This window comes from Pseudomonas mangiferae (assembly GCF_007109405.1).
Classification (GTDB): domain Bacteria; phylum Pseudomonadota; class Gammaproteobacteria; order Pseudomonadales; family Pseudomonadaceae; genus Pseudomonas_T; species Pseudomonas_T mangiferae.
Window position 1 is genome coordinate 129,830 of record NZ_VJOY01000002.1, and the last position, 18,677, is coordinate 148,506.

General features: G+C 59.1%; 22 protein-coding genes and 2 tRNA genes. 12 read left to right on the forward strand and 12 right to left on the reverse strand.

The features are described from left to right. Nucleotides 1-5: 5 nt before the first annotated feature. Nucleotides 6-82: transfer RNA gene (locus FM069_RS02875), tRNA-Pro, on the forward strand. An 11-nt stretch (nt 83-93) separates the two neighbouring features. Next, nucleotides 94-169 (forward strand) — tRNA-Lys (locus tag FM069_RS02880). Nucleotides 170-372: 203 nt separating this feature from the next. On the opposite strand, the gene FM069_RS02885 is transcribed toward FM069_RS02880, so the two are convergent. The 6 genes from FM069_RS02885 to FM069_RS02910 all read right to left on the reverse strand — a co-directional run bounded on the left by FM069_RS02885 (nt 373) and on the right by FM069_RS02910 (nt 4,822). Beyond that, nucleotides 373-1,572, reverse strand: coding sequence for a CaiB/BaiF CoA transferase family protein (locus FM069_RS02885; protein WP_143486777.1), 1,200 nt, complete (start codon nt 1,570-1,572; stop codon nt 373-375). Between the two features lie 81 nt (nt 1,573-1,653). Next, nucleotides 1,654-2,952, reverse strand: a complete 1,299-nt coding sequence (locus FM069_RS02890; protein WP_143486778.1) for an NAD(P)/FAD-dependent oxidoreductase — start codon at nt 2,950-2,952, stop codon at nt 1,654-1,656. A 60-nt stretch (nt 2,953-3,012) separates the two neighbouring features. After that, a complete protein-coding gene (locus FM069_RS02895) occupies nt 3,013-3,186 on the reverse strand; it encodes a DUF3094 family protein (protein WP_143486779.1) in 174 nt (57 codons plus the stop codon). Nucleotides 3,187-3,217: 31 nt separating this feature from the next. Further along, the gene (locus tag FM069_RS02900; RefSeq protein WP_143486780.1) at nt 3,218-3,706 is read right to left on the reverse strand and encodes an MOSC domain-containing protein; all 489 of its coding nucleotides are present in this window, start codon (nt 3,704-3,706) and stop codon (nt 3,218-3,220) included. Then, the gene (locus tag FM069_RS02905) at nt 3,703-4,329 is read right to left on the reverse strand and encodes a DUF1780 domain-containing protein (RefSeq protein WP_143486781.1); all 627 of its coding nucleotides are present in this window, start codon (nt 4,327-4,329) and stop codon (nt 3,703-3,705) included. Before FM069_RS02905 ends, FM069_RS02900 begins: the two co-directional genes overlap by 4 nt. Nucleotides 4,330-4,402: 73 nt before the next feature. Next, nucleotides 4,403-4,822: a thermonuclease family protein gene (locus tag FM069_RS02910; RefSeq protein WP_143486782.1), complete on the reverse strand. Its 420-nt coding sequence runs from the start codon at nt 4,820-4,822 to the stop codon at nt 4,403-4,405. Between the two features lie 123 nt (nt 4,823-4,945). Between FM069_RS02910 and FM069_RS02915 the strand changes: the two genes are divergently transcribed. The 4 genes from FM069_RS02915 (at nt 4,946) to FM069_RS02930 (ending at nt 6,856) form a co-directional block, all read left to right on the forward strand. Then, the gene (locus FM069_RS02915; protein ID WP_143486783.1) at nt 4,946-5,368 is read left to right on the forward strand and encodes a GNAT family N-acetyltransferase; all 423 of its coding nucleotides are present in this window, start codon (nt 4,946-4,948) and stop codon (nt 5,366-5,368) included. Continuing rightward, the gene (locus tag FM069_RS02920; RefSeq protein WP_143486784.1) at nt 5,365-5,847 is read left to right on the forward strand and encodes an FAD/FMN-containing dehydrogenase; all 483 of its coding nucleotides are present in this window, start codon (nt 5,365-5,367) and stop codon (nt 5,845-5,847) included. The genes FM069_RS02915 and FM069_RS02920 overlap by 4 nt, the downstream gene beginning before the upstream one ends. After that, a complete protein-coding gene (locus tag FM069_RS02925; RefSeq protein WP_143486785.1) occupies nt 5,844-6,533 on the forward strand; it encodes an energy-coupling factor ABC transporter permease in 690 nt (229 codons plus the stop codon). Before FM069_RS02920 ends, FM069_RS02925 begins: the two co-directional genes overlap by 4 nt. A gap of 107 nt (nt 6,534-6,640) precedes the next feature. Then, entirely contained in the window at nt 6,641-6,856 is a 216-nt protein-coding gene (locus FM069_RS02930; RefSeq protein WP_143486786.1) for a hypothetical protein, read from the forward strand. Between the two features lie 5 nt (nt 6,857-6,861). On the opposite strand, the gene yacG is transcribed toward FM069_RS02930, so the two are convergent. Genes yacG through pilB form a run of 5 tightly spaced genes read right to left on the reverse strand, consistent with a single transcriptional unit; the run spans nt 6,862 to nt 11,485 of the window. Further along, entirely contained in the window at nt 6,862-7,062 is a 201-nt protein-coding gene (yacG, locus tag FM069_RS02935) for a DNA gyrase inhibitor YacG (protein ID WP_143486787.1), read from the reverse strand. Further along, nucleotides 7,059-7,688, reverse strand: a complete 630-nt coding sequence (gene coaE, locus FM069_RS02940; RefSeq protein WP_143486788.1) for a dephospho-CoA kinase — start codon at nt 7,686-7,688, stop codon at nt 7,059-7,061. The genes yacG and coaE overlap by 4 nt, the downstream gene beginning before the upstream one ends. After that, a complete protein-coding gene (locus FM069_RS02945) occupies nt 7,685-8,557 on the reverse strand; it encodes a prepilin peptidase (protein WP_143486789.1) in 873 nt (290 codons plus the stop codon). Before FM069_RS02945 ends, coaE begins: the two co-directional genes overlap by 4 nt. A gap of 4 nt (nt 8,558-8,561) precedes the next feature. Continuing rightward, complete coding sequence (locus FM069_RS02950; protein ID WP_143486790.1) at nt 8,562-9,776, reverse strand: type II secretion system F family protein; 1,215 nt, start codon at nt 9,774-9,776, stop codon at nt 8,562-8,564. 2 nt (nt 9,777-9,778) lie between these two features. Continuing rightward, the gene (pilB, locus tag FM069_RS02955) at nt 9,779-11,485 is read right to left on the reverse strand and encodes a type IV-A pilus assembly ATPase PilB (protein ID WP_143486791.1); all 1,707 of its coding nucleotides are present in this window, start codon (nt 11,483-11,485) and stop codon (nt 9,779-9,781) included. Nucleotides 11,486-11,708: 223 nt separating this feature from the next. Here pilB and FM069_RS02960 point away from each other — a divergent pair, with 223 nt between their 5' ends. From FM069_RS02960 to FM069_RS02985, 6 genes are read left to right on the forward strand one after another with little or no spacing between them, the layout of a single operon-like run. Then, the gene (locus tag FM069_RS02960) at nt 11,709-12,134 is read left to right on the forward strand and encodes a pilin (RefSeq protein WP_143486792.1); all 426 of its coding nucleotides are present in this window, start codon (nt 11,709-11,711) and stop codon (nt 12,132-12,134) included. A 56-nt stretch (nt 12,135-12,190) separates the two neighbouring features. Continuing rightward, entirely contained in the window at nt 12,191-14,041 is a 1,851-nt protein-coding gene (locus tag FM069_RS02965) for a tetratricopeptide repeat protein (protein ID WP_143486793.1), read from the forward strand. Between the two features lie 17 nt (nt 14,042-14,058). Continuing rightward, nucleotides 14,059-15,663 (forward strand): ArnT family glycosyltransferase, encoded by a 1,605-nt coding sequence (locus FM069_RS02970; RefSeq protein WP_143486794.1) that lies wholly within the window; start codon nt 14,059-14,061, stop codon nt 15,661-15,663. Continuing rightward, the gene (locus FM069_RS02975) at nt 15,660-16,601 is read left to right on the forward strand and encodes a glycosyltransferase family 2 protein (RefSeq protein ID WP_143486795.1); all 942 of its coding nucleotides are present in this window, start codon (nt 15,660-15,662) and stop codon (nt 16,599-16,601) included. The genes FM069_RS02970 and FM069_RS02975 overlap by 4 nt, the downstream gene beginning before the upstream one ends. Beyond that, complete coding sequence (locus FM069_RS02980; RefSeq protein ID WP_143486796.1) at nt 16,591-17,316, forward strand: class I SAM-dependent methyltransferase; 726 nt, start codon at nt 16,591-16,593, stop codon at nt 17,314-17,316. The genes FM069_RS02975 and FM069_RS02980 overlap by 11 nt, the downstream gene beginning before the upstream one ends. Next, on the forward strand, nt 17,313-17,684 hold the full coding sequence (locus FM069_RS02985) for a GtrA family protein (RefSeq protein WP_143486797.1): 372 nt from the start codon (nt 17,313-17,315) through the stop codon (nt 17,682-17,684). Before FM069_RS02980 ends, FM069_RS02985 begins: the two co-directional genes overlap by 4 nt. Here FM069_RS02985 and nadC read toward each other — a convergent pair whose 3' ends face one another. Beyond that, nucleotides 17,685-18,533: a carboxylating nicotinate-nucleotide diphosphorylase gene (nadC, locus tag FM069_RS02990; RefSeq protein WP_143486798.1), complete on the reverse strand. Its 849-nt coding sequence runs from the start codon at nt 18,531-18,533 to the stop codon at nt 17,685-17,687. Between the last annotated feature and the right edge of the window lie 144 nt (nt 18,534-18,677).

Here is an 18,677-nt window from a genome sequence, read left to right on the forward strand (position 1 = left end):
CCATCCGGGGTATAGCGCAGTCCGGTAGCGCGCCTGCTTTGGGAGCAGGATGTCGGGAGTTCGAATCTCTCTACCCCGACCATTCAGATCGCCGGGTCGTTAGCTCAGTTGGTAGAGCAGTTGGCTTTTAACCAATTGGTCGTAGGTTCGAATCCTACACGACCCACCATATCCCCTTCCTTCGGAAGGACGTGAAGCCCGGTTGCCTTTGGCGCCGGGCTTTTTCGTTTTCCTCGTTCCATTTTTTCGGCCTGCCCACGTCCCGGTGTCTTCTGGATGCATCGTCTCGTCCGGGCGCTGTTGTCTGGCGCCGGCCGGTGCGTGGCCTGCCCCGGGAAGGGGCGGTGTGCCTCGAGATGTGGGCGCGCGCCTTCAGATGATGCCGCGATCGCGCAGCCCCTGACGCTGGGCTTCGGTGAGGCCAAGGCCGGCCAGCACGTCGTCGGTGTGTTCGCCCAGGTGCGGGCCGCCGGTGCCGAGGCGACCGGGCGTGCGGCTGAGCTTGGGCAGCACGCCGGGCACCTTCAGCGGGCCAGCGAAGGTCTGTACCTGCTCGATCATCTGCCGGGCCAGGTAATGCGGATCGGCGACGATATCGGCGGCGGTGTAGGGGTAGCCCGCCGGGACCCGCGCGCCCTGCAGGGCCTCGATCACCGCGTCGCGGCTGTGGCGCCCGGTCCATTCGGCGATGGCCGCGTCGATGCGCTCGGCCTGGGCGCTGCGGCCATCGTTGTGGGCCAGGGCCGGGTCATCCGCCAGATCGGGGCGGCCGATCAGCTGCATCAGCCGCTTGTAGATGCTGTCGCCGTTGCCCGCCACCAGTACATAGCGCCCGTCGCCGCAGAGGTAGGAGTTCGACGGGGTGATGCCGGGCAGGGCGCTGCCGGCGGGCTCGCGCACGTAGCCGAACACGTCGAACTCCGGCACCAGGCTCTCCATCATGGCGAACACCGACTCGTAGAGCGCCACGTCGATGCACTGGCCCAGGCCGCTGCGCTGGCGTTCCTGCAGGGCCAGCAGCACGCCGATCACCCCGTACAGCGAGGACAGCGAATCGCCGAGGCTGACCCCGACCCGCACCGGGGGCTGGCCGGGGTAGCCGGACAGGTAGCGCAAGCCGCCCATGGCCTCGCCCACCACGCCGAAGCCCGGGCGGTCACGGTAAGGACCGGTCTGGCCGTAGCCGGAGATCCGCAGCATGACCAGCCGCGGGTTCAGCTCCGACAGGGCGTCCCAGCCAAGGCCCCAGTCTTCCAGGGTGCCGGGGCGGAAGTTCTCCACCAGGATGTCCGCCTCGGCCACCAGGCGCCGGACGATGGCCTGGGCCTCCGGGGTCTTCAGGTCGAGGGTGAGGGAGCGCTTGTTGCGGGACTGGACGTGCCACCAGAGAGAGGTCCCGTCTTTCAGCTTGCGCCACTTGCGCAGCGGATCGCCCACGCCTGGCGGCTCGATCTTCAGCACGTCGGCCCCGAACTCTCCCAGCAGCTTGCTGGCGAACGGTCCGGCGATCAGCTGGCCCATCTCGATGACTTTCAGGTCCTGCAACGGCAGGCTGTTCGCTGGCTTCGGCATGTCGGGCTCCCCTGGCGACCGGCCCGCAGCATGGAACAGCGTAAGGCGCGCCCGCAACCCTCGCTGCGGGCGCCGTCCGGGTCAGTGCAGCTTCAGCCGAGGGTCGGTGCTGCGCCCGATGCGGTCGGAGAGCATCAGCAGCCCGGTGCGGAACACTCCATAGAGCGCCACCTGGTGCAGGCGGTAGAGGGAGATATAGAACATCCGGGCCAGCCAGCCTTCCAGCTTCACGCTGCCCATCAGGTTTCCCATGAGGTTACCCACCGCGCTGAAGCGTGACAGGGAGATCAGCGAGCCGTAGTCGCGGTAGGCGTAGGGCTCCAGCGGACGTCCCTCCAGCCGGGCGCGCAGCGAGCGCACCAGCAACGACGCCTGCTGGTGCGCCGCCTGGGCCCGGGGCGGCACGTTGCCCTCGCGGTCGTCGCCAAGGGGGCAGGCCGCGCAGTCGCCCAGGGCGAAGATGGCGTCGTCGCGGGTGGTCTGCAGGGTGCGGCGGACCACCAGCTGGTTCAGCCGGTTGCTCTCCAGGCCATCCAGGTCCTTGAGGAAGGCCGGAGCGCGGATGCCGGCCGCCCAGACCTTGAGACTGGCGGGGATATCGCGGCCATCCGCGGTCTTCAGGCCTTCGGCGCTCACTTCGCTGACCGCCGCCCCGGTGAGCACGGTCACGCCCAGGCGCTCCAGGGTGTCGTGTACCGGCTGGCTGATGCGCTCGGGCAGCGCCGGCAGCACCCGCGGGCCGGCTTCGATCAGAGTGATGCGCATGTTTTCCGGGCGGATGCGATCCAGGCCATAGGCCGCCAGCTCGTGGGCCGCATGGTGCAGCTCCGCGGCCAGCTCCACGCCGGTGGCACCGGCCCCGACGATGGCCACGTCGATCTCCCCGGTGTCCTGACCATTGGCGTGGGCCCGCAGGTAATGGCTGAGGAGTTGCCGGTGGAAGCGCTCGGCCTGTTCCCGGGTGTCGAGGAACAGGCAGTGCTGGGCCGCGCCGAGGGTGCCGAAGTCGTGGGTGGTACTGCCGACCGCGATCACCAGGGTGTCGTAGGCCAGCTCACGGGCGGGCACCAGTTCGCGGCCGTGCTCGTCGAGTGTGGCGGCCAGCTGGATGGCCTGGCGCTCCCGATCCAGGCCGCTCATGCGGCCGAGCTGGAACTCGAAATGATTCCACTTGGCCTGGGCCACGTAGTTGAGTTCGTTCTCGGTGGAATTCAGCGAACCGGCCGCCACCTCATGCAACAGCGGTTTCCAGATATGGGTCAGGTTGGCGTCGGCCAGGATCACCCGGGCCAGGCCACGCCGGCCCAGGGTCCTGCCCAGACGGGTAGCCAACTCCAGGCCGCCGGCGCCGCCGCCGACGATCACGATGCGATGGGTCATGGATTGCACTCACAAGGCTTGGGAAAACCGGCGGGGCCGCGGGCGAGCGCGAGAGGCAGCTCATAGCACCAGGCGGCTGATGAAGCGGCTGAGCAGACCGAGGGCGATGACCACGAAGGTCAGGACCAGCATCAGCCGCCAGGCGCGGAAGGGCGGGCGTTGGACGCGGTGTTGGGGGGCATCCAGGTATTGATCGACCTTGTGCTGGTCTTCCGGGCTCAGGCGACTGGTCATGGGCGACCTCGTTCGACGAATGAGAGGGATTCTAGTCGGGAAGCGGTTCGACGCCTACGTCATCGTCGAGGCGGATGATGCCGCCGGCGATCACCCGGGCGGTGATGCCCCCGTGGCCACGCATCGCCTGGAAGGTGCCTTCGCCCAGGCGGGCCTCGAGGCGCGCGCAGGGCTGGCACCAGCCGGTGGTCTCCAGCACCGCGGTGCCGATGCGGAAGCGCCGGCCCTTGAGGCTGAACAGGTTGATGCCACCGATGGCGAGGTTGCGCCGCAGGTCGGCGGGTGTCACCGGCCGGCCCAACAGGGCGGCGACCACGGCCAGGTGTTCCCACTGGATCAGGGTCACCTGGCGGGCGTTGCGCGGGCCCGGCCGGGCATGGTCGCCGGTGAGCCCGGCCTCGCGCCGCGCCTCCACCGCGTCCAGTTCCAGCATCGGCCCGCGGGACTCGGGACGCACGCCGATCCAGCGCACCCGCCCCCGTTGCGGCACCGTCGCCAGCAGGTCCTGCAGCGGGATCACAGGCTGACTCCGATATCGAAGAGCACCGTGCGCCCCAGGTTCTGCCGCAGGAAGTCCGGAGCGTCAGGATGGGCGAACAGCACCCGGACGAAGGTCGGGCCCACCAGCGACAGCGAGCGCCAGCCCTGGCGAAGGAATTCCGAGGGCGGCGGGAACGGGCTGTTGAAGTCGGGCACCGCGCGCTTGAGGTTGACGAAGGCCACCAGATCCAGCCCGCCCAGGGGGATGTGCCGCTCGCCATAGCGAAGGGCTTTCTTCTGCAGGGTGGGAGCCAGAAGCGCCAGCACCTGATGCGCCGCCAGGCGCCGCGGGCGGCCCTGGCGGCGCACCAGTTGCCGCAGGGAAAAAGCGTTGCGCCGGCGCTCCAGCTCGTCGCGCCATTCGTCGTTGAGGCGACGCCCGGCATCGAGCACGAAGAAGACTTCGAAGGCGGCCTCGCGGAAGCGCACGTCCGGCGGCTCTTCCGCGGCGCGGAATTCGTCGAGCCGATGGCTCAGGTTCAGGGCCTGCAACAAGCGCTGGCAGACCCAGCGCTCACGCTCCCACTTGTGGGCGTTCGAGAGGAACGCGTTGGCCTGTTCGGCCTGGCGGGTCAGCAGGCGCAGGTAGTCGGCTTCATCCATGGCGCCGAGCTTAAGCGCTGGGGAAAGGGGCGTCGAGCCGGAGCACCATGGCGCCCAGGCGACGCGACGTGGATCACCAGGGCGATTTCTTGCCGCCGTCATAGGGCTTGGCCAACCCGGCATCCAGCAGCAGCTGGCCAAGACTGCGACCGTCCACCCAGACGTCGGCCAGCAGGCGGAAGTACTTGTCGCGGCGGAGGTCCCGCAGCTCGATGCGCTTCGCCGCCCGCAGGCGTTCGACGGTGAACTGCTTGGCCTTGCGCGCCAGGTCGCGGACCCGCGGGCGGTTGTCGCGCATCTCCGGGGTGTCGATGCCGTAGAGGCGCACCGGCACGCGCTCGCCCGCCACTGCCGGCCAGCCCTTGATGGTCACCCGGAAGGTATCGCCGTCGTAAATACTGGTGACTTCGTCCACCACGGCGGCGCCGTAGGTATCGCGGGCCAGCGCGGGCGCGCAGAAGGCAATCAGAAAAGCCAGGAAAAACAGGCGCATGGGGCGTCCTCCAGGAAAAAGGCGCGCCACTCTAGCGAAAAGCCCGGCCGCCGTCGCGACATTCGCGCGCACGATGAGCGCGGCGAGGCAGGTGTACACTGCGGGCTTTGCCGAGTAGCCGCCGTGCGCATCCGCTCCGTCGTTCCCGCCGACCATTCCGCGCTGATCGAACTCTGGCGTCACACCGAGGGTCTGCGTCTACGCCCTGAGGACGAGGCCGCCCCCTTCGCCGCCTACCTGGCCCGCAATCCCGGTCTGAGCCTGGCCCTCGATCACGAGGGTGTCCTGGTGGGCAGCCTGATGGCGGGCCATGACGGGCGTCGGGGTTACCTGCAGCACCTGGCGGTGGCCAGGCCCTACCGGCGGCAGGGGGGGGCGCGGCGCCTGCTGGACGAGGCGCGGCGACGGCTGGCGGAGCAGGGGATCGAGAAATGCCACGTCTTCGTCCTGCGCGACGCGGACACGTCCCAGGCGTTCTGGACGCAGCTGGAGGGATGGGCGCCGCGAACGGATATCACGGTGTATTCCACAGGAGGCAGTCGATGAGACTCATGGCGTTGCTGGCGGGCGTGCTGCTATGCGGCCTGGCCCAGGCGATGGAGCCGGGCGAGCGCCTGGCGCCCTGGACGTTGCTGGACCAGTATGACCGGCCCTACAGCCTCGACGGCCGTCTGCGGCTGTTGCTGGTCACCCGCGACATGGCGGGCGCGAAGCAGGTGAAGGCCGCCCTGGCGGGCCGCCCGTACGGCTATCTGGAGTCGCGTCAGGCAGTCCTGGTTGCCGACATCAGCCGCATGCCGGCCCTGGTCTCCCGCTTGTTCGCGGTGCCGGCGATGCGCGATTACCCCTATCGGGTGCTGCTGGACCGCGAGTCCCGGGTCGCGCCCCGTTACATGGCGGACGAGCAAGGCGTGGTCTGCCTGTGGCTGCGGGACGGCGTGTTGCAGGCGCGGCGCCTGCTGGTGGATGAGAACGACCTCCGCCAGGTGCTGGAAAACCCCGAGGCGGAGACCACCGGTCCGTGATCGCCGCGGCACTGCTGTCCGAGGAAAGCCTGACGCTGGGCTGGGCGATCTACCTGCCGGCGCTGGCCTGGGCCACTTGGCGCGCGCCCTGGCTGGAGCTGTTCAGCGACCTGCGTCGCCAGCATCTGCTGTTCGGTACGGTGGTAGCGCTGTTCCTGCTGTGGATGGTGCGGCGCGACTTCGATTCGGGTGTTTCCTTCCACTTCATCGGCATGACTGCGGTGACCCTGCTGCTGGACTGGCCACTGGCGATCCTGGGCGGGTGCGTCGCCCAGATTGGCCTGGTCATCCTGGGGCGCCAGGACTTGGCCGCGGTGGGCCTGAACGGCGCGTTGCTGGTGCTGCTGCCGGTGCTGGTGACCGAGTCCTGCGCGCTCTGGGTGGAGCGCTACCAGCCCCGCAACCTGTTCGTGTACATCTTCTGCTGCGGCTTCTTCCCGGCGGCCCTGACGGCGCTGGTGTGCACCCTGGTGGGCCTGGGCGTGCTGTGGGTCGACGGGCTTTTCCCCATGCCGCCCTGGCTGGAGGACTTCGCCGGTTATCTGTGGCTGGTGATGTTCCCCGAGGCCTTCATCAACGGCACCGCGATCACCGCCCTGGTGGTCTTCTGTCCGGACTGGCTGGAGACCTTCAATCGCTCCCGCTACCTGCAGGCGCCCTGGAAGGACGACGACAAGCCCCGCTGATGCACCACGATTCAGCCGATCCATAGCCGGGATGGTGTTGACCTGGGTCACCTCGATGCGCGCCGTCCCGACGAACCATGGTCACTCGATCACGCGAGGAACAGGCAATGGATGTCTATGGGTGGGCGGCACGGGTGCTGGAGCAGGCCCTGGAGCAAGGGCAGGCGGAAGGGTTCGAGGCGGCCTTGGCTGTGAGGGCGCTGTTGAGCGGCGCGGTGGCCTTGAGCAAGGCGCACCGCAGCGCGGAAGACCTGGCGCAGGAACTGGCGTTTCTGGCGGACAATCTGGATGACGAACGCGACTACACCTTCATGCGACCCTGACCGGCTCAGTGCTCCCGGGGCGGAAGGTCGCCGGAGAACAGGTCGTCCTCCAGTTCATTGCCGGGAATCGCATGTTCCTCGGCGGCCCAGGCGCCCAGGTCGATGAGTTTGCAGCGCTCCGAGCAGAAGGGCCGGAAGGCGCTGGCGGAGGTCCATTCCACGGGGGCGCCGCAAGTCGGGCACTCGACATTCAGCGGTTTGGTCATGGACGGTCTTGGTCTCCACGGGAAGAGGGCTGGAGGTTCAGGTAGACGTGGTGCAGACGCTCCACTTCGTCCTGCAGCCAGGCCAGGTCGCGGTCGTTCACCAGCACATCGTCAGCGTGTGCGAGGCGGTCGGCCCGGCTGGCCTGGGCCTTGAGGATGGCATGGACTTGGTCTTCGGGCACCCCGTCGCGGGTCACGGTCCGTTGCACCTGCAGGTGCTCCGGAGTATCCACCAGGAGGATGCGTTGGGTGAGCCGGTATTGGCCTGACTCGATGAGCAGGGGCGAGACCAGGATGGCATAGGGCGACTGGGCCTGGGCGAGGTTCGCCACCAATTCGTCGCCGATCAGCGGGTGCAGCAGTTTCTCCAGCCACCGGCGTTCGTCGGGAACATCGAAGATCAGGGCGCGCAGGGCGGCCCGGTCCAGATGCCCCTCGGCGGTGATCACCCGTGGCCCGAAGTGCTCGGCGATGCGTTGCAGGGCCGGGCGACCGGGTTCCACGACCCAGCGCGCCGCGTGATCGGCATCGACCACATGGACGCCCAGGGACGCGAAATGCGCAGCGGCAGCGCTCTTGCCGCTGCCGATGCCCCCGGTAAGGCCAAGAATCCAGGCGGCGCTCATTTGAACCCGGCGAACTGCAGGTACGTACCGGTGATCTGATCGCCCCACAGCAGAGCGATCCAGCCGGCGATGGCCAGGTAGGGACCAAAGGGAATGGGGGTGCCGAACTCGTCCTCCCGCAGGCGCAGCATCAGGGTGCCAATGATGGCGCCCACCAGCGACGACAGCAGGATGGTCAGGGGCAGCACCTGCCATCCCCCCCATGCGCCCAGCATGGCCAACAGCTTGAAGTCGCCGTGGCCCATGCCTTCCTTGCCCGTGATCAGCTTGAACAGCCAGTACACCGACCAGAGGATGAGGTAACCAGCCACCGCGCCCCACAGGGCGTCGTCGAGGCTGGCGAACAACTGGTAATGATTGACCAGCAGGCCCATCCACAGCAGCGGCAGCACCAGGGCGTCCGGCAGCAGCTGGTGGTCCGCATCGATCAGGCTCATGGCCAGTAAGCCCCAGGTCAGCGGCAGCATCGCCGCGGTCTGCCAGGTGAACCCGAAATGCCAGGCGACCCAGGCCGACAGCAGCGCGCAAGCCAGTTCCACCAGCGGGTAGCGTGTGCTGATGGGCGCCTTGCAGGCCGAGCACCGGCCCCGCAGCGCCAGCCAGCTCACTACCGGCACGTTTTCCCAAGGGCGGATTTCATGGCCGCAGTGCGGGCAGGACGAATTGGGCAGGATCAGGTTGAAGGTGTCCCGCCGTTCCGGTGCAGGTAGATCGAGGAATTCATGGGCCTGAGAGCGCCACTCCGCCTGCATCATCAGCGGCAACCGATACACCACGACGTTGAGGAAGCTGCCGACGAGCAAGCCGATGAAGAAAACCAGAAAAACAAAGGCCAGCGGATGGCTGGCCATGAACTCAAAGATGGACATGTAGTTAGACGACTGCGCCGAGTTGGAAGATGGGCAGGTACATGGCGATGATCAGGCCCCCGACGAGCACGCCGAGCACCGCCATGATCATGGGCTCCATCAATGCCGTGAGGCCGTCCACTTTGTTGTCCACTTCTTCTTCGTAGAATGTCGCCACCTTATCCAGCATAGCGTCGAGCGCGCCTGATTCCTCGCCGATAGCGGTCATCTGAACTGCCATAGCCGGAAACACCCCAGTGGTGCGCATGGAGAAATTAAGTTGCATGCCGGTGGAGACGTCTTGCTTGATGCGGTTGACGGCATTCTTGAAGACGACGTTGCCAGTGGCGCCGGCTACCGAGTCCAGTGCGTCCACCAAGGGAACACCCGCGGCGAAGGTGGTAGAGAGTGTGCGGGCATAACGGGCCAGTGACGACTTGTACAGAATGTCCCCCACGATGGGCAGCTTGAGCACGGTACGGTCGACACTATCCCTGAATTTCTGCGAGCGTTTGTGGGTTTCCTTGAAGGCGAAGCCGATGCCTATGAGCGCCACCACGACCGCGAGCCACCAGTCCTGCATTATGCGTGAGATACCGATGACCATCTGGGTAAAGGCAGGCAATTCGGCACCGAAGTTTTCGAAAACGGACTCGAATTGAGGCACCACCTTGATCAAAAGGATACCCGAGACGATGACCGCCACCACGATGACCGCGATCGGGTAGTTCATCGCCTTCTTGATCTTTTTCTTCAGCAGTTCGGTCTTTTCCTTGTAGGTAGCGACCCGGTCGAGCAAGGTCTCCAGGGCGCCCGACTGCTCCCCGGAGTTCACCAGGTTGCAATACAGGTCATCGAAATACTGGGGCTTCTTGCGCAGGGAGTTGGCGAAACTGTTACCGGCGGCAACCTCCTGTTTTACCTCATCCACCAGTTTGCGCATGTTGGGATTTTCGAAGCCTTCGCCGATGATGTCGAAGGAGGCCAGCAGCGGTACGCCGGCCTTCATCATGGTGGCCATCTGGCGGGTGAACAAAGCGATGTCCAAGGGCTTGATGCGCTTGCCCTTGCCGAACGAAAAACCTTTCTTACGGACTTTGGTGGGGTTGATCCCCTGCTTGCGCAGCTGCGCCTTGACCAAGGCGGGATTCTGGCCGCTGAGCTCGCCCTTGACCTTGGTACCCTTTCGATCGGTACCCTCCCAAGTGAAGAGCGTATTTTTTACTGCGGTCTGTGCCATGGTCAGTCCTTGGTCACGCGGTTGACTTCTTCCAGACTGGTCACACCCTGCATGGCCTTGAGCAGGCCCGAGGTACGAAGGTCGTTGAAGCCGTCTTTGCGCATCTGGTTATCGATATCGATGGAGTTGCCTTCCTCCATGATAATCCGCTGCAGCGCAGGCGTGATTTTAACTACTTCATAAATACCGACACGGCCCTTGTACCCGCCTTTGCAATTGTCGCAGCCCACCGGGGCGTAAATCTTGAAGGTGCCGATCTTGTCCGCAGGGAAACCCTCCTGCAGCAGCACCTCTTGAGGTACCTCCACTTCTTTCTTGCAGGTGCCGCAGAGCTTGCGTGCCAGGCGCTGGGCGATGATCAAGTTGACCGAGGTGGCAATGTTGAACGAGGGCACCCCCATGTTGCGCAGGCGGGTCAGGGTTTCGGCCGCGCTGTTGGTATGGAGGGTAGACATGACCATGTGGCCGGTCTGGGCGGCCTTCACGGCGATGGAGGCGGTATCCAGATCGCGGATCTCGCCCACCATGATGATATCGGGGTCTTGACGCAGGAAGGCCCGCAGCGCCTGGGTGAAGTCCATACCCTGGCGTGGATTGACGTTGACTTGGTTGATGCCTTCCAGGTTGATCTCGACCGGATCCTCGGCCGTGGAAATATTCACGTCTGGCGTGTTGAGGATGTTCAGACCGGTGTAGAGGGAGACCGTCTTGCCGGAACCGGTGGGGCCGGTCACCAGGATCATGCCTTGGGGCTGTTTCAGCGCGCTCATGTAGAGCGCTTTCTGGTCTTCCTCGTAGCCCAGAGCGTCGATACCCATCTGCGCACTAGTGGGGTCGAGAATTCGCATGACGATCTTTTCGCCCCACAAGGTGGGCAGAGTATTGACCCGGAAATCGATCGACTTGCTCTTGGATATCTTCATCTTGATGCGGCCATCCTGGGGCTTGCGCCTTTCGGAGATATCCAGGGCCGCCATGACCTTCAAGCGTGCCGACAGCCGGGAAGCCAGTTGGATCGGCGGGCGCGCTACTTCATGGAGGATGCCATCGGTGCGAAAACGTACGCGATAGGTCTGTTCATAGGGCTCGAAGTGCAAATCGGAGGAGCCCCCCTTGATCGCATCGAGCAGCATCTTGTTGACGAAACGCACCACCGGCGCATCGTCGGCGTCAGAGGCTTCAGCGTCGTTTTCCTTGGCACCATCTCCAACTCCCTCGACATCCACTCCATCCAGGTCGACATCCGAAAGGCCATCCAGTCCGCTCGTGGCCGACTCGAAGTACTTGTCGATGGCGTCGCCCAGCTTGTCATCCTCCACGAGGATGGCTTCGGTGTTCAGGCCGGTGCTGAACTGAATATCGGTAACTGCCTGGTGATTCGACGGATCGGAGACCGCCAGGAACAGTTTGTTGCCGCGTTTCCAGAGAGGAAGGGCCCGGTGCTGCCGCACCAGCTTCTCGCTGACCAGTTCCTTTGGCAGGCTCTCCTTGTCCAGCGACGAAAGATCGAAGAACGCCACCCCGAACTGATCCGCCGCCAACTCGACCATGGCCCGGCTCTTCACCAAGCGGTTCTGTACCAGGTAGGTCACGAGGGACAGCTTGTTTCGCTGGGCTTGTAGCTGTGCCTGCTGAGCGGTCTTGTCATCCAAGAGGCCAGCCAGGACCATCTGTTTGGCCAAGCCAGAAAGGGTTACGGTGTCGTTCATCGTCGGCTCCGGTAAGCAATCGCTGCCTTATAACGTAGTTGCTTCTGGCTGCCAAACACGGGCAACGCCAGTGACAAAAAAAGGCACATCTTGCCAGGATGCCGTGGCGGCTATGGGCTCGAGAAAGCCATTAATGCGGTTCTTTGGGGGAATTCTGAGTTGGCACGCTTTCTGCTGACTAGCCTGTCAGGCCAATGGCCTAAACACATCTAAGGAGAAAAGTATGAAGGCTCAAAAAGGTTTTACCCTCATTGAATTGATGATCGTGGTTGCGATCATCGGTATTCTGGCTGCCGTTGCCCTGCCGGCCTACCAAGACTACACCGTACGTGCCCGTGTTTCTGAAGGCCTGGGCATGGCTGCAGCTGCCAAGTCGGCTGTTGCCGAGAACGCCGTGAACGGTGCTACCAACCTGGGTAATGGCTGGAGCTTCACCTCTGCCACCAAGAACGTTTCTGCTGTAACCATCGCTCCGAGCACCGGTGCCATTAATGTCGTAATGACTTCCGCCGCTCGTAACGTGAACCTCACCCTGACGCCGAGAACTCCTTCCGGTAACCTGAGTGCTAACGTGGTGCCCGAAGGCCCCATTTCTTGGACCTGCACCACCAGCACCGACACCAAGTACGTTCCTTCCGAATGCCGTTAATTTAAGTTGTAAAAAGAAAGCCCTCGTGAGAGGGCTTTCTTTTTGAAGGAAATAATATGATCAATAGGGTATGGGGCCTGGCGCCATTCGCAATAATAGTTGCATTGACTGCTTTGTACTGGCCTGTCACGAATTTTGACTATGTCTGGGACGATACGTCCTTGTTCTTGGATAGCCCGCTGTTGCGCAGTCCGTCTGATTTGTGGCGGTCCATTTCTACTGCTGTTTTGCCGGGGTCTACCTATTTCAGGCCGGGTGTGCTGTTAAGTTTTATCGTAGAATTTCAGCTATTCGGGGTGGATTCAAAGGTTTCCCATTCAATTAATTTATTGATTTATCTGGCCAACTGCACGCTTGTATATGGCCTAGCATATCAATTTAATTTTTCGTCTGCTCCTAAGCAGAGGTTGATTCGCAGTCTTTTGGCGATGTCCTTATATGGCTTTCACCCCGTACTTATGGAGTCCACGGTATGGGTTGCGTGTCGTTTTGACCTGATGGTTACCTTTTTTACGCTACTTGGGCTTTGGCTAGGAAGGCGCTATCAGGAGCGGCTTGGTTTGTTTCTGGTTTGTGCATGTTTTGCTGCCGCCGCCGCTTCCAAAGAAATGGCTGTAGTTTTTCCTGTATTGATAGTGATGTGGCTTTGGCTTAATCCGGAAAATAAGGGAGTACCCACTTTTATTCGTCACCATAAAACTCTATTTTTATGTCTTTTGTTGGTTGGTTTTGTTTATCTATGGGTTAGGCATTTGGCTCAGCCTGCTCTATATGCAGCAGACTATTCGATTTATGAGCAGCGGAGCATTTTTGAGAAAATTGGTTATGTTGGGCAAACTTTGCTTTTCTACGCAAAAATGGTGGTTTTCCCCTTCTCTGATCTCAATCCGCTTCACCCATTCGAGGTAGCGAAAATAACGCAAAAGCAGGTGGGTGTAGGCATGTTGACCCTGTTTTTTGCAATGATCTTTTCCGTATGGGGTTTCTATAAAAGGATTCCCTGTTTCTATTTCTTGGCTATGGGGCTGGTTGCACTGCTTCCTGTGCTCAATATACTGCCTCTAGTTATATCCGGGAATATAGGGCATGAGCGTTTTCTGGCATTGCCATTATCATTTTTTGCATTGGGGGCTAGCTCTATAAGTATTAGCCTCAACATGTCTGAAGCCATGAAACGGACGTTTCCGTTTCTTGTTTCTGCGTGTCTGGTTGGGTGGGCGGTTTTATGTGTGGCTAACATCAGAATAACGCTGCCACTGTGGTCTAACGAAATATCGCTTTGGGGTTGGGGTTATGAGAGAAATCCTGATTTCGAGTTTGTCAGGTTCAATTACGTTGCTGCTCTGTTGTTTTCCAGTCAGAGCGATTTGGCTGATGAAGTACTGAAGAAAGTAGAAGAAAGGGATGGTGGTTTGTCTTATAAGTTGACAGCTTTAAAAGGGCAGCTCACCAGTCAGCGGGGAGATTATGCTGAAGCCACTAAGTATCTGGAGAAATCAATTGAAGGGCTTTATAAACCTCACGAAGAAGTTTTGAGCCGTAAAATCGATATTAACAAAGCAATGGCTGTGAGAGATAACGTTGGTGAAGCTTGGCTTTTACGATTTGTCTATGGGGCTCTTGCGGAGTCTTATATGTGGATGGGGCAGTACACCAAGGCTCTTGATAATGTGAATTACATGATTTTCTACCAGCGTGATTATGCACCGGCTTATATGCTAAAAGCATTTGTTTATTACGCTATGGGGGATAAGGAAAAGGGGGATGAATTTTCACGCGTCGCGGACACAATGTTTCCTGATGAATCGAAGGTGGGCGTTAAAAATGTAAGGAAGCTTTTCTTTACAAAGCTTTGCGAGAATGAGGGCGGGCCAAAAAATGTTTGCCAAGCCTACAAAGAAATTTAATAGTTAGGAAAGTAGTGGTGAGCTTCGAATATAAGGTGAGTGTTCCTGGAAAAGTTTCGGCTGCTGCCTTGGTGGCAGCTATACTGCTATTTTTCCTGGCTGGAAATTTCGTCTACCCTTATTTCGAAGACACCGCTCTGTATGCAGCCATCGCGCGCCGTATCTTGCATGGTGCCACGCTGTACCGTGACGTTTTTGATCACAAGACCCCGGGCATTTTCTTGCTCGAAAGCATCCGCTTGACGCTTCTGGGCTACAGCTCGTTATCGGCAAGATTATTCGAAACGGCAGGAGTAGTGCTCCTCGCGGGGCTCGCGGTATTTGCTTTGGAGCGCCGTGGATATAAAGGTGAATTGCTCTTGAAGTGCTCGGTCCTGGCCTCAAGCCTAGGGCTATTTTATTCGGGTGTTTTTTGGGGTTTACCGGAGCGTGGGCAGGTCGAGATCTACCAAGCTATATTCATTAGTGCAAGTTTCTGCTGTTATGTGCTGTCTGAAAGAAAAGAAAATATCGTCTATCCTGTAGCTGTCGGTATTTGCATAGGATGGGTAATGTGGCTGAAGCCTACTTTCTTGCCTGCCGTATTTGTTTATCTGCTCGCCTATCTTTGGCGTAACCGGAGCGGAGGTCGAGCGTGGCTTTGCTATCTGGTCGGTGTGTCAATTACATCCATCTTCATGCTCCTTTTCTTGTTCGTATGCGGAGATGTTGATGGTTTTGTATGGTTGCTGACCGCTCATCACGAAGCTTACTTGCACAGTGTGAATAGCACCAACCTGGAAACCTTATTAAGGCTGTTAGACTTTGTCTCTCTGTTTCCAGCCTACAAGTATGCCGGCTTCATAGTGGTCTTGTGTTTGATAAGCGTATTGTTCGGTTATAGAAATTCAAGGTTTTTACGGCAGAATTTGATTGCGTTTTTGCTTTTCTTGACAGCAGTTTACGCCTATATGCTGTCAGGGTATGGCTTCAATTATCACTCCATACCAGTTGTGTGTTCGATTTTCATACTGATTTTCAGTGTCTTGGTTAATGGCGAAGCTGAAGGGAGTGTTCGGTTTCATAAAATTTTTGGAATTGTCACGCTCTTTGTGATTGGCGCAGCAGTGTTAGGGTCCGATAAATTCTCGGGCGAGCAGCGTATGGCAATCGCGATGATGGTAGGAGATTCAAGTTTAAAGGAGGCCTACCATGTGATGGGAGCTGAAATGCATTACTACAGGTACGACGATGAGGAAGAAGCTGCCCATTATCTGAATGATAGATATGGAAATCAGTACAAATTTTATATTCTTGGGCTTGGCGCCGTGACGTATCTCGAGGCAAACGGGGAAAATGCCAGCCGTCATCTCGTGACTATCTTCGGGCAAATGCCAACTTATTCATTAGCAGAGCCAATCATGAGTGAGATCAGGGCCGACTTGGCAAAAGAAGTGCCGCAAGCCATCCTGGTGAGAATAAATGACCAATTCCCTTGGTTTGGCGTACCTGCTTCATCTTATGATCGGATGTTGTCGGATTCTATCCTGTCTAGTTGGGTTGAAAAAAATTACTACCTTCGCGGTAAGCTGAACTCTTCATTTATAGCTTATGAGCGAAAACCCATCGGGGCTAAGCCATGAAGAAAGTCACGTTGGTAGTTCCTGTTTATAATGAAGTTGAGTCTATTGGCCCTTTCCTCGATCGCACGGAGAAGGTTTTCGAGGAATTGCCCTATAGGCTTGATTATCTTTTTGTTGACGATGGGAGTACCGATTCTACGCTGGAGGTGATTCAGGAGCAGGCTCAGACCAGACGAATAAGCTGGATTTCTCTTTCCCGAAACCATGGAAAGGAAATCGCTCTGACTGCTGGTTTGGAACATGCTGCGGGTGACTGTGCCATTCCTATCGATGTCGACTTGCAGGACCCTCCTGAGGTCATCCCTCTCATGCTGGAAAAGTGGGAAGAGGGGTATGAAGTTGTGTTTGGTGTTCGGTCATCACGAGCATCCGATACGTTTTGGAAGAAAATGACGGCGGGGTTCTTCTACAAGATATTCAATGCCATGTCAGACACTTACATCCCTCCAGATGTAGGTGACTTCAGGCTTCTTGATCGGAAAGTATTGATAGCGCTGGCGCAGCTGAAAGAGCGTAATCGCTTCATGAAGGGACTTTTTTCATGGGTCGGGTACAAGCAGGCTTCAGTCTCCTTCACCCGTGAAAAACGTCATGCTGGAAGCACAAAGTGGAACTACTGGAAACTTTGGAATTTCGCCTTGGATGGCTTGGTGGCATTTGGTTCATGGCCCCTTCGGGTGTGGACCTATACAGGCCTGCTGATCGTATTGTTCAGCTCCTTGTATGGATTCTTTCTGATCGGGCGGACCCTTTTTGCAGGGGTTGACGTTCCAGGCTATACGTCCACGCTGGTTGTAATCTTATTCATGGGTGGCGTTCAGTTATTGACCTTGGGCCTCATCGGCGAATACGTGGGGCGTATTTACATTGAAGTGAAGCAGCGGCCTCTCTATCTCATCGGAAGCCAATCGCTTAACGAGGTTCGTGATGGAGAATGACGTTTACCTCACCATGGATCGCATTGAAAGAGATCATTGGTGGTTTCGTGGGAGACGAGTCATCGTAGAAAGTCTGCTCAAAAGAACCCATTTGCCTGGTCGGAGAATACTTGATGTAGGCTGTGGAACGGGTGGAAACCTTGCTTTGCTTTCAGGGTTTGGAGACGTACTAGGTATTGAGCCTAATCCGTTGGCCAGAGAACGTGCGAAGACGAAAGCTCATTGCCAGGTGAAGGATGGGTATCTGCCTGATGGGCTTGATGTCGAAGATGGCTCCATGGCACTTATCAGTATGTTCGATGTGTTGGAGCATATAAAAGAGGATAAACTCACCCTGGAGTCGCTCCATCGCAAACTGTCAGGCGAAGGGGTCTTGTTTCTGACAATACCTGCCTATGGATTCTTGTTCAGTGAGCATGATCGACGGCATCATCATGTTCGTCGTTACACTAGAGCGCAAGTCAAGGAGCTACTGCGTTCGTCAGGTTTTACGTTGGAGTACATTTCGTACTTCAATACACTCTTGTTTCCGCTCGCCGTTTTCCAACGTATTTTTCTGGAAAAAATATTCAAGAAGAAGTTGGCGGCCGACGAATTACCCTCTCGGCCGGTGAATATGTTTTTTTTCAATATCATGGCATTTGAGCGTCATGTGCTACCTTGGCTTCGCTTCCCTTTCGGCCTTTCGATTGTGGCCGTCGCACGAAAAAAATGATCATTTTTCTTCGCTTTCTTGCAGTCGGTGGTCTGGCGACTGCACTGCATTTGGCTCTTTTCTTTTTCCTGATCAATCTGGAGTTAAGCAAACCCTTGGCCAATAGTTTGGCTTTCATAGGGGCGTTCGTGTGGTCTTTCTTGGCGAATAACTACTATACGTTTTCAGCAGGAAACTTCAGTCGAGCCATTCTTCTCAAGTATGCGGCGGTCGCTACTCTTGGCGCCACGCTCAATTACATCTTTGTTTGGGTAATTTGTTCCTGGCTAGAACTTTCTTACTATCTGGCGCTTTTATTGATTTTGGTCGTAAATCCGCCGCTTGTCTTTGTCTTGCAGAAGATATGGGTTTTTAAAGCCACCGCCTGATCAAAGCTTCAAACGCATGGAAAGGTCGATAGCCTTTATATCCTTGGTAAGAGTACCCAAGGAAATGAAGTCGACCCCCGTAGCCGCAATGCCCTGAAGAGTTTCTTCATTCACGCCCCCGGACGCTTCCAGTTTGGCGCGGCCCGCGGTGAGCTGCACGGCAGTTCGCATATCGTCGAGGTTGAGTTCGTCCAGCATGATGATGTCTGCGCCAGCTTCTAGCGCTTCCTGCAGTTCTTCCAGGCTTTCCACTTCCACCTCCACCGGTTTGCCCGGGGCAATGGTGTGGGCGGTGGCGATGGCCTTGGCGATTCCACCGCAGGCGGCGATATGGTTTTCCTTGATGAGGAAGGCGTCATAGAGGCCGATGCGGTGGTTGTGGCAGCCGCCACAGGTAACGGCATACTTCTGGGCCAGCCGCAGCCCTGGTAACGTCTTGCGGGTGTCCAGCAGCTTCACCCCGGTGTTCGCCACCAAGTCCGCGTAACGACGGCAGCGAGTGGCCACGCCGGAAAGGGATTGCAGGAAATTCAGCGCAGTGCGCTCCCCGGTGAGCAGTGCCCGGGCCGGGCCTTCCACGTGGAACAGCGGCTGGTTGGCCACTACCTGATCGCCATCCTTTACCTGCCAATGCACCGCGGCCCGCGGATCCACCTGACGAAACACCGCATCCACCCAGGCTGTGCCGCAGACTACCGCGTCTTCGCGGGTGATCACGGTGGCATGGGCCAGGCGTTCTTCTGGAATCAGGCGGGCAGTGATGTCGCCGCCGCCGATGTCTTCGGCGAGCGCGCGGCGGACGGAGGCGTCGATTTCAGCGGTAAGGTCGGCGAGGGTCAGGTTCGGCATGGTCGGCTCCGGTGAGATCGGGGCGATTATACGGATGCGCCGTAGACGCGGAACTGCCCGGGTGAGATAACCTGCCTAGGCGTTTCGGTTCGTGTGTCGGACGAGTGAATCTGTGACGCGCGTCATATCCCGGCAATGCCAACT

Coding starts and splice junctions, on each gene's coding strand:
- FM069_RS02885 (WP_143486777.1), bottom strand. CDS start 1,572: ATGCCGAAGCCAGCGAACAGCCTGCCGTTGCAGGACCTGAAAGTCATC.
- FM069_RS02890 (WP_143486778.1), bottom strand. CDS start 2,952: ATGACCCATCGCATCGTGATCGTCGGCGGCGGCGCCGGCGGCCTGGAG.
- FM069_RS02895 (WP_143486779.1), bottom strand. CDS start 3,186: ATGACCAGTCGCCTGAGCCCGGAAGACCAGCACAAGGTCGATCAATAC.
- FM069_RS02905 (WP_143486781.1), bottom strand. CDS start 4,329: ATGGATGAAGCCGACTACCTGCGCCTGCTGACCCGCCAGGCCGAACAG.
- FM069_RS02910 (WP_143486782.1), bottom strand. CDS start 4,822: ATGCGCCTGTTTTTCCTGGCTTTTCTGATTGCCTTCTGCGCGCCCGCG.
- FM069_RS02920 (WP_143486784.1), top strand. CDS start 5,365: ATGAGACTCATGGCGTTGCTGGCGGGCGTGCTGCTATGCGGCCTGGCC.
- FM069_RS02930 (WP_143486786.1), top strand. CDS start 6,641: ATGGATGTCTATGGGTGGGCGGCACGGGTGCTGGAGCAGGCCCTGGAG.
- yacG (WP_143486787.1), bottom strand. CDS start 7,062: ATGACCAAACCGCTGAATGTCGAGTGCCCGACTTGCGGCGCCCCCGTG.
- coaE (WP_143486788.1), bottom strand. CDS start 7,688: ATGAGCGCCGCCTGGATTCTTGGCCTTACCGGGGGCATCGGCAGCGGC.
- FM069_RS02945 (WP_143486789.1), bottom strand. CDS start 8,557: ATGTCCATCTTTGAGTTCATGGCCAGCCATCCGCTGGCCTTTGTTTTT.
- FM069_RS02950 (WP_143486790.1), bottom strand. CDS start 9,776: ATGGCACAGACCGCAGTAAAAAATACGCTCTTCACTTGGGAGGGTACC.
- pilB (WP_143486791.1), bottom strand. CDS start 11,485: ATGAACGACACCGTAACCCTTTCTGGCTTGGCCAAACAGATGGTCCTG.
- FM069_RS02960 (WP_143486792.1), top strand. CDS start 11,709: ATGAAGGCTCAAAAAGGTTTTACCCTCATTGAATTGATGATCGTGGTT.
- FM069_RS02965 (WP_143486793.1), top strand. CDS start 12,191: ATGATCAATAGGGTATGGGGCCTGGCGCCATTCGCAATAATAGTTGCA.
- FM069_RS02975 (WP_143486795.1), top strand. CDS start 15,660: ATGAAGAAAGTCACGTTGGTAGTTCCTGTTTATAATGAAGTTGAGTCT.
- FM069_RS02980 (WP_143486796.1), top strand. CDS start 16,591: ATGGAGAATGACGTTTACCTCACCATGGATCGCATTGAAAGAGATCAT.
- FM069_RS02985 (WP_143486797.1), top strand. CDS start 17,313: ATGATCATTTTTCTTCGCTTTCTTGCAGTCGGTGGTCTGGCGACTGCA.
- nadC (WP_143486798.1), bottom strand. CDS start 18,533: ATGCCGAACCTGACCCTCGCCGACCTTACCGCTGAAATCGACGCCTCC.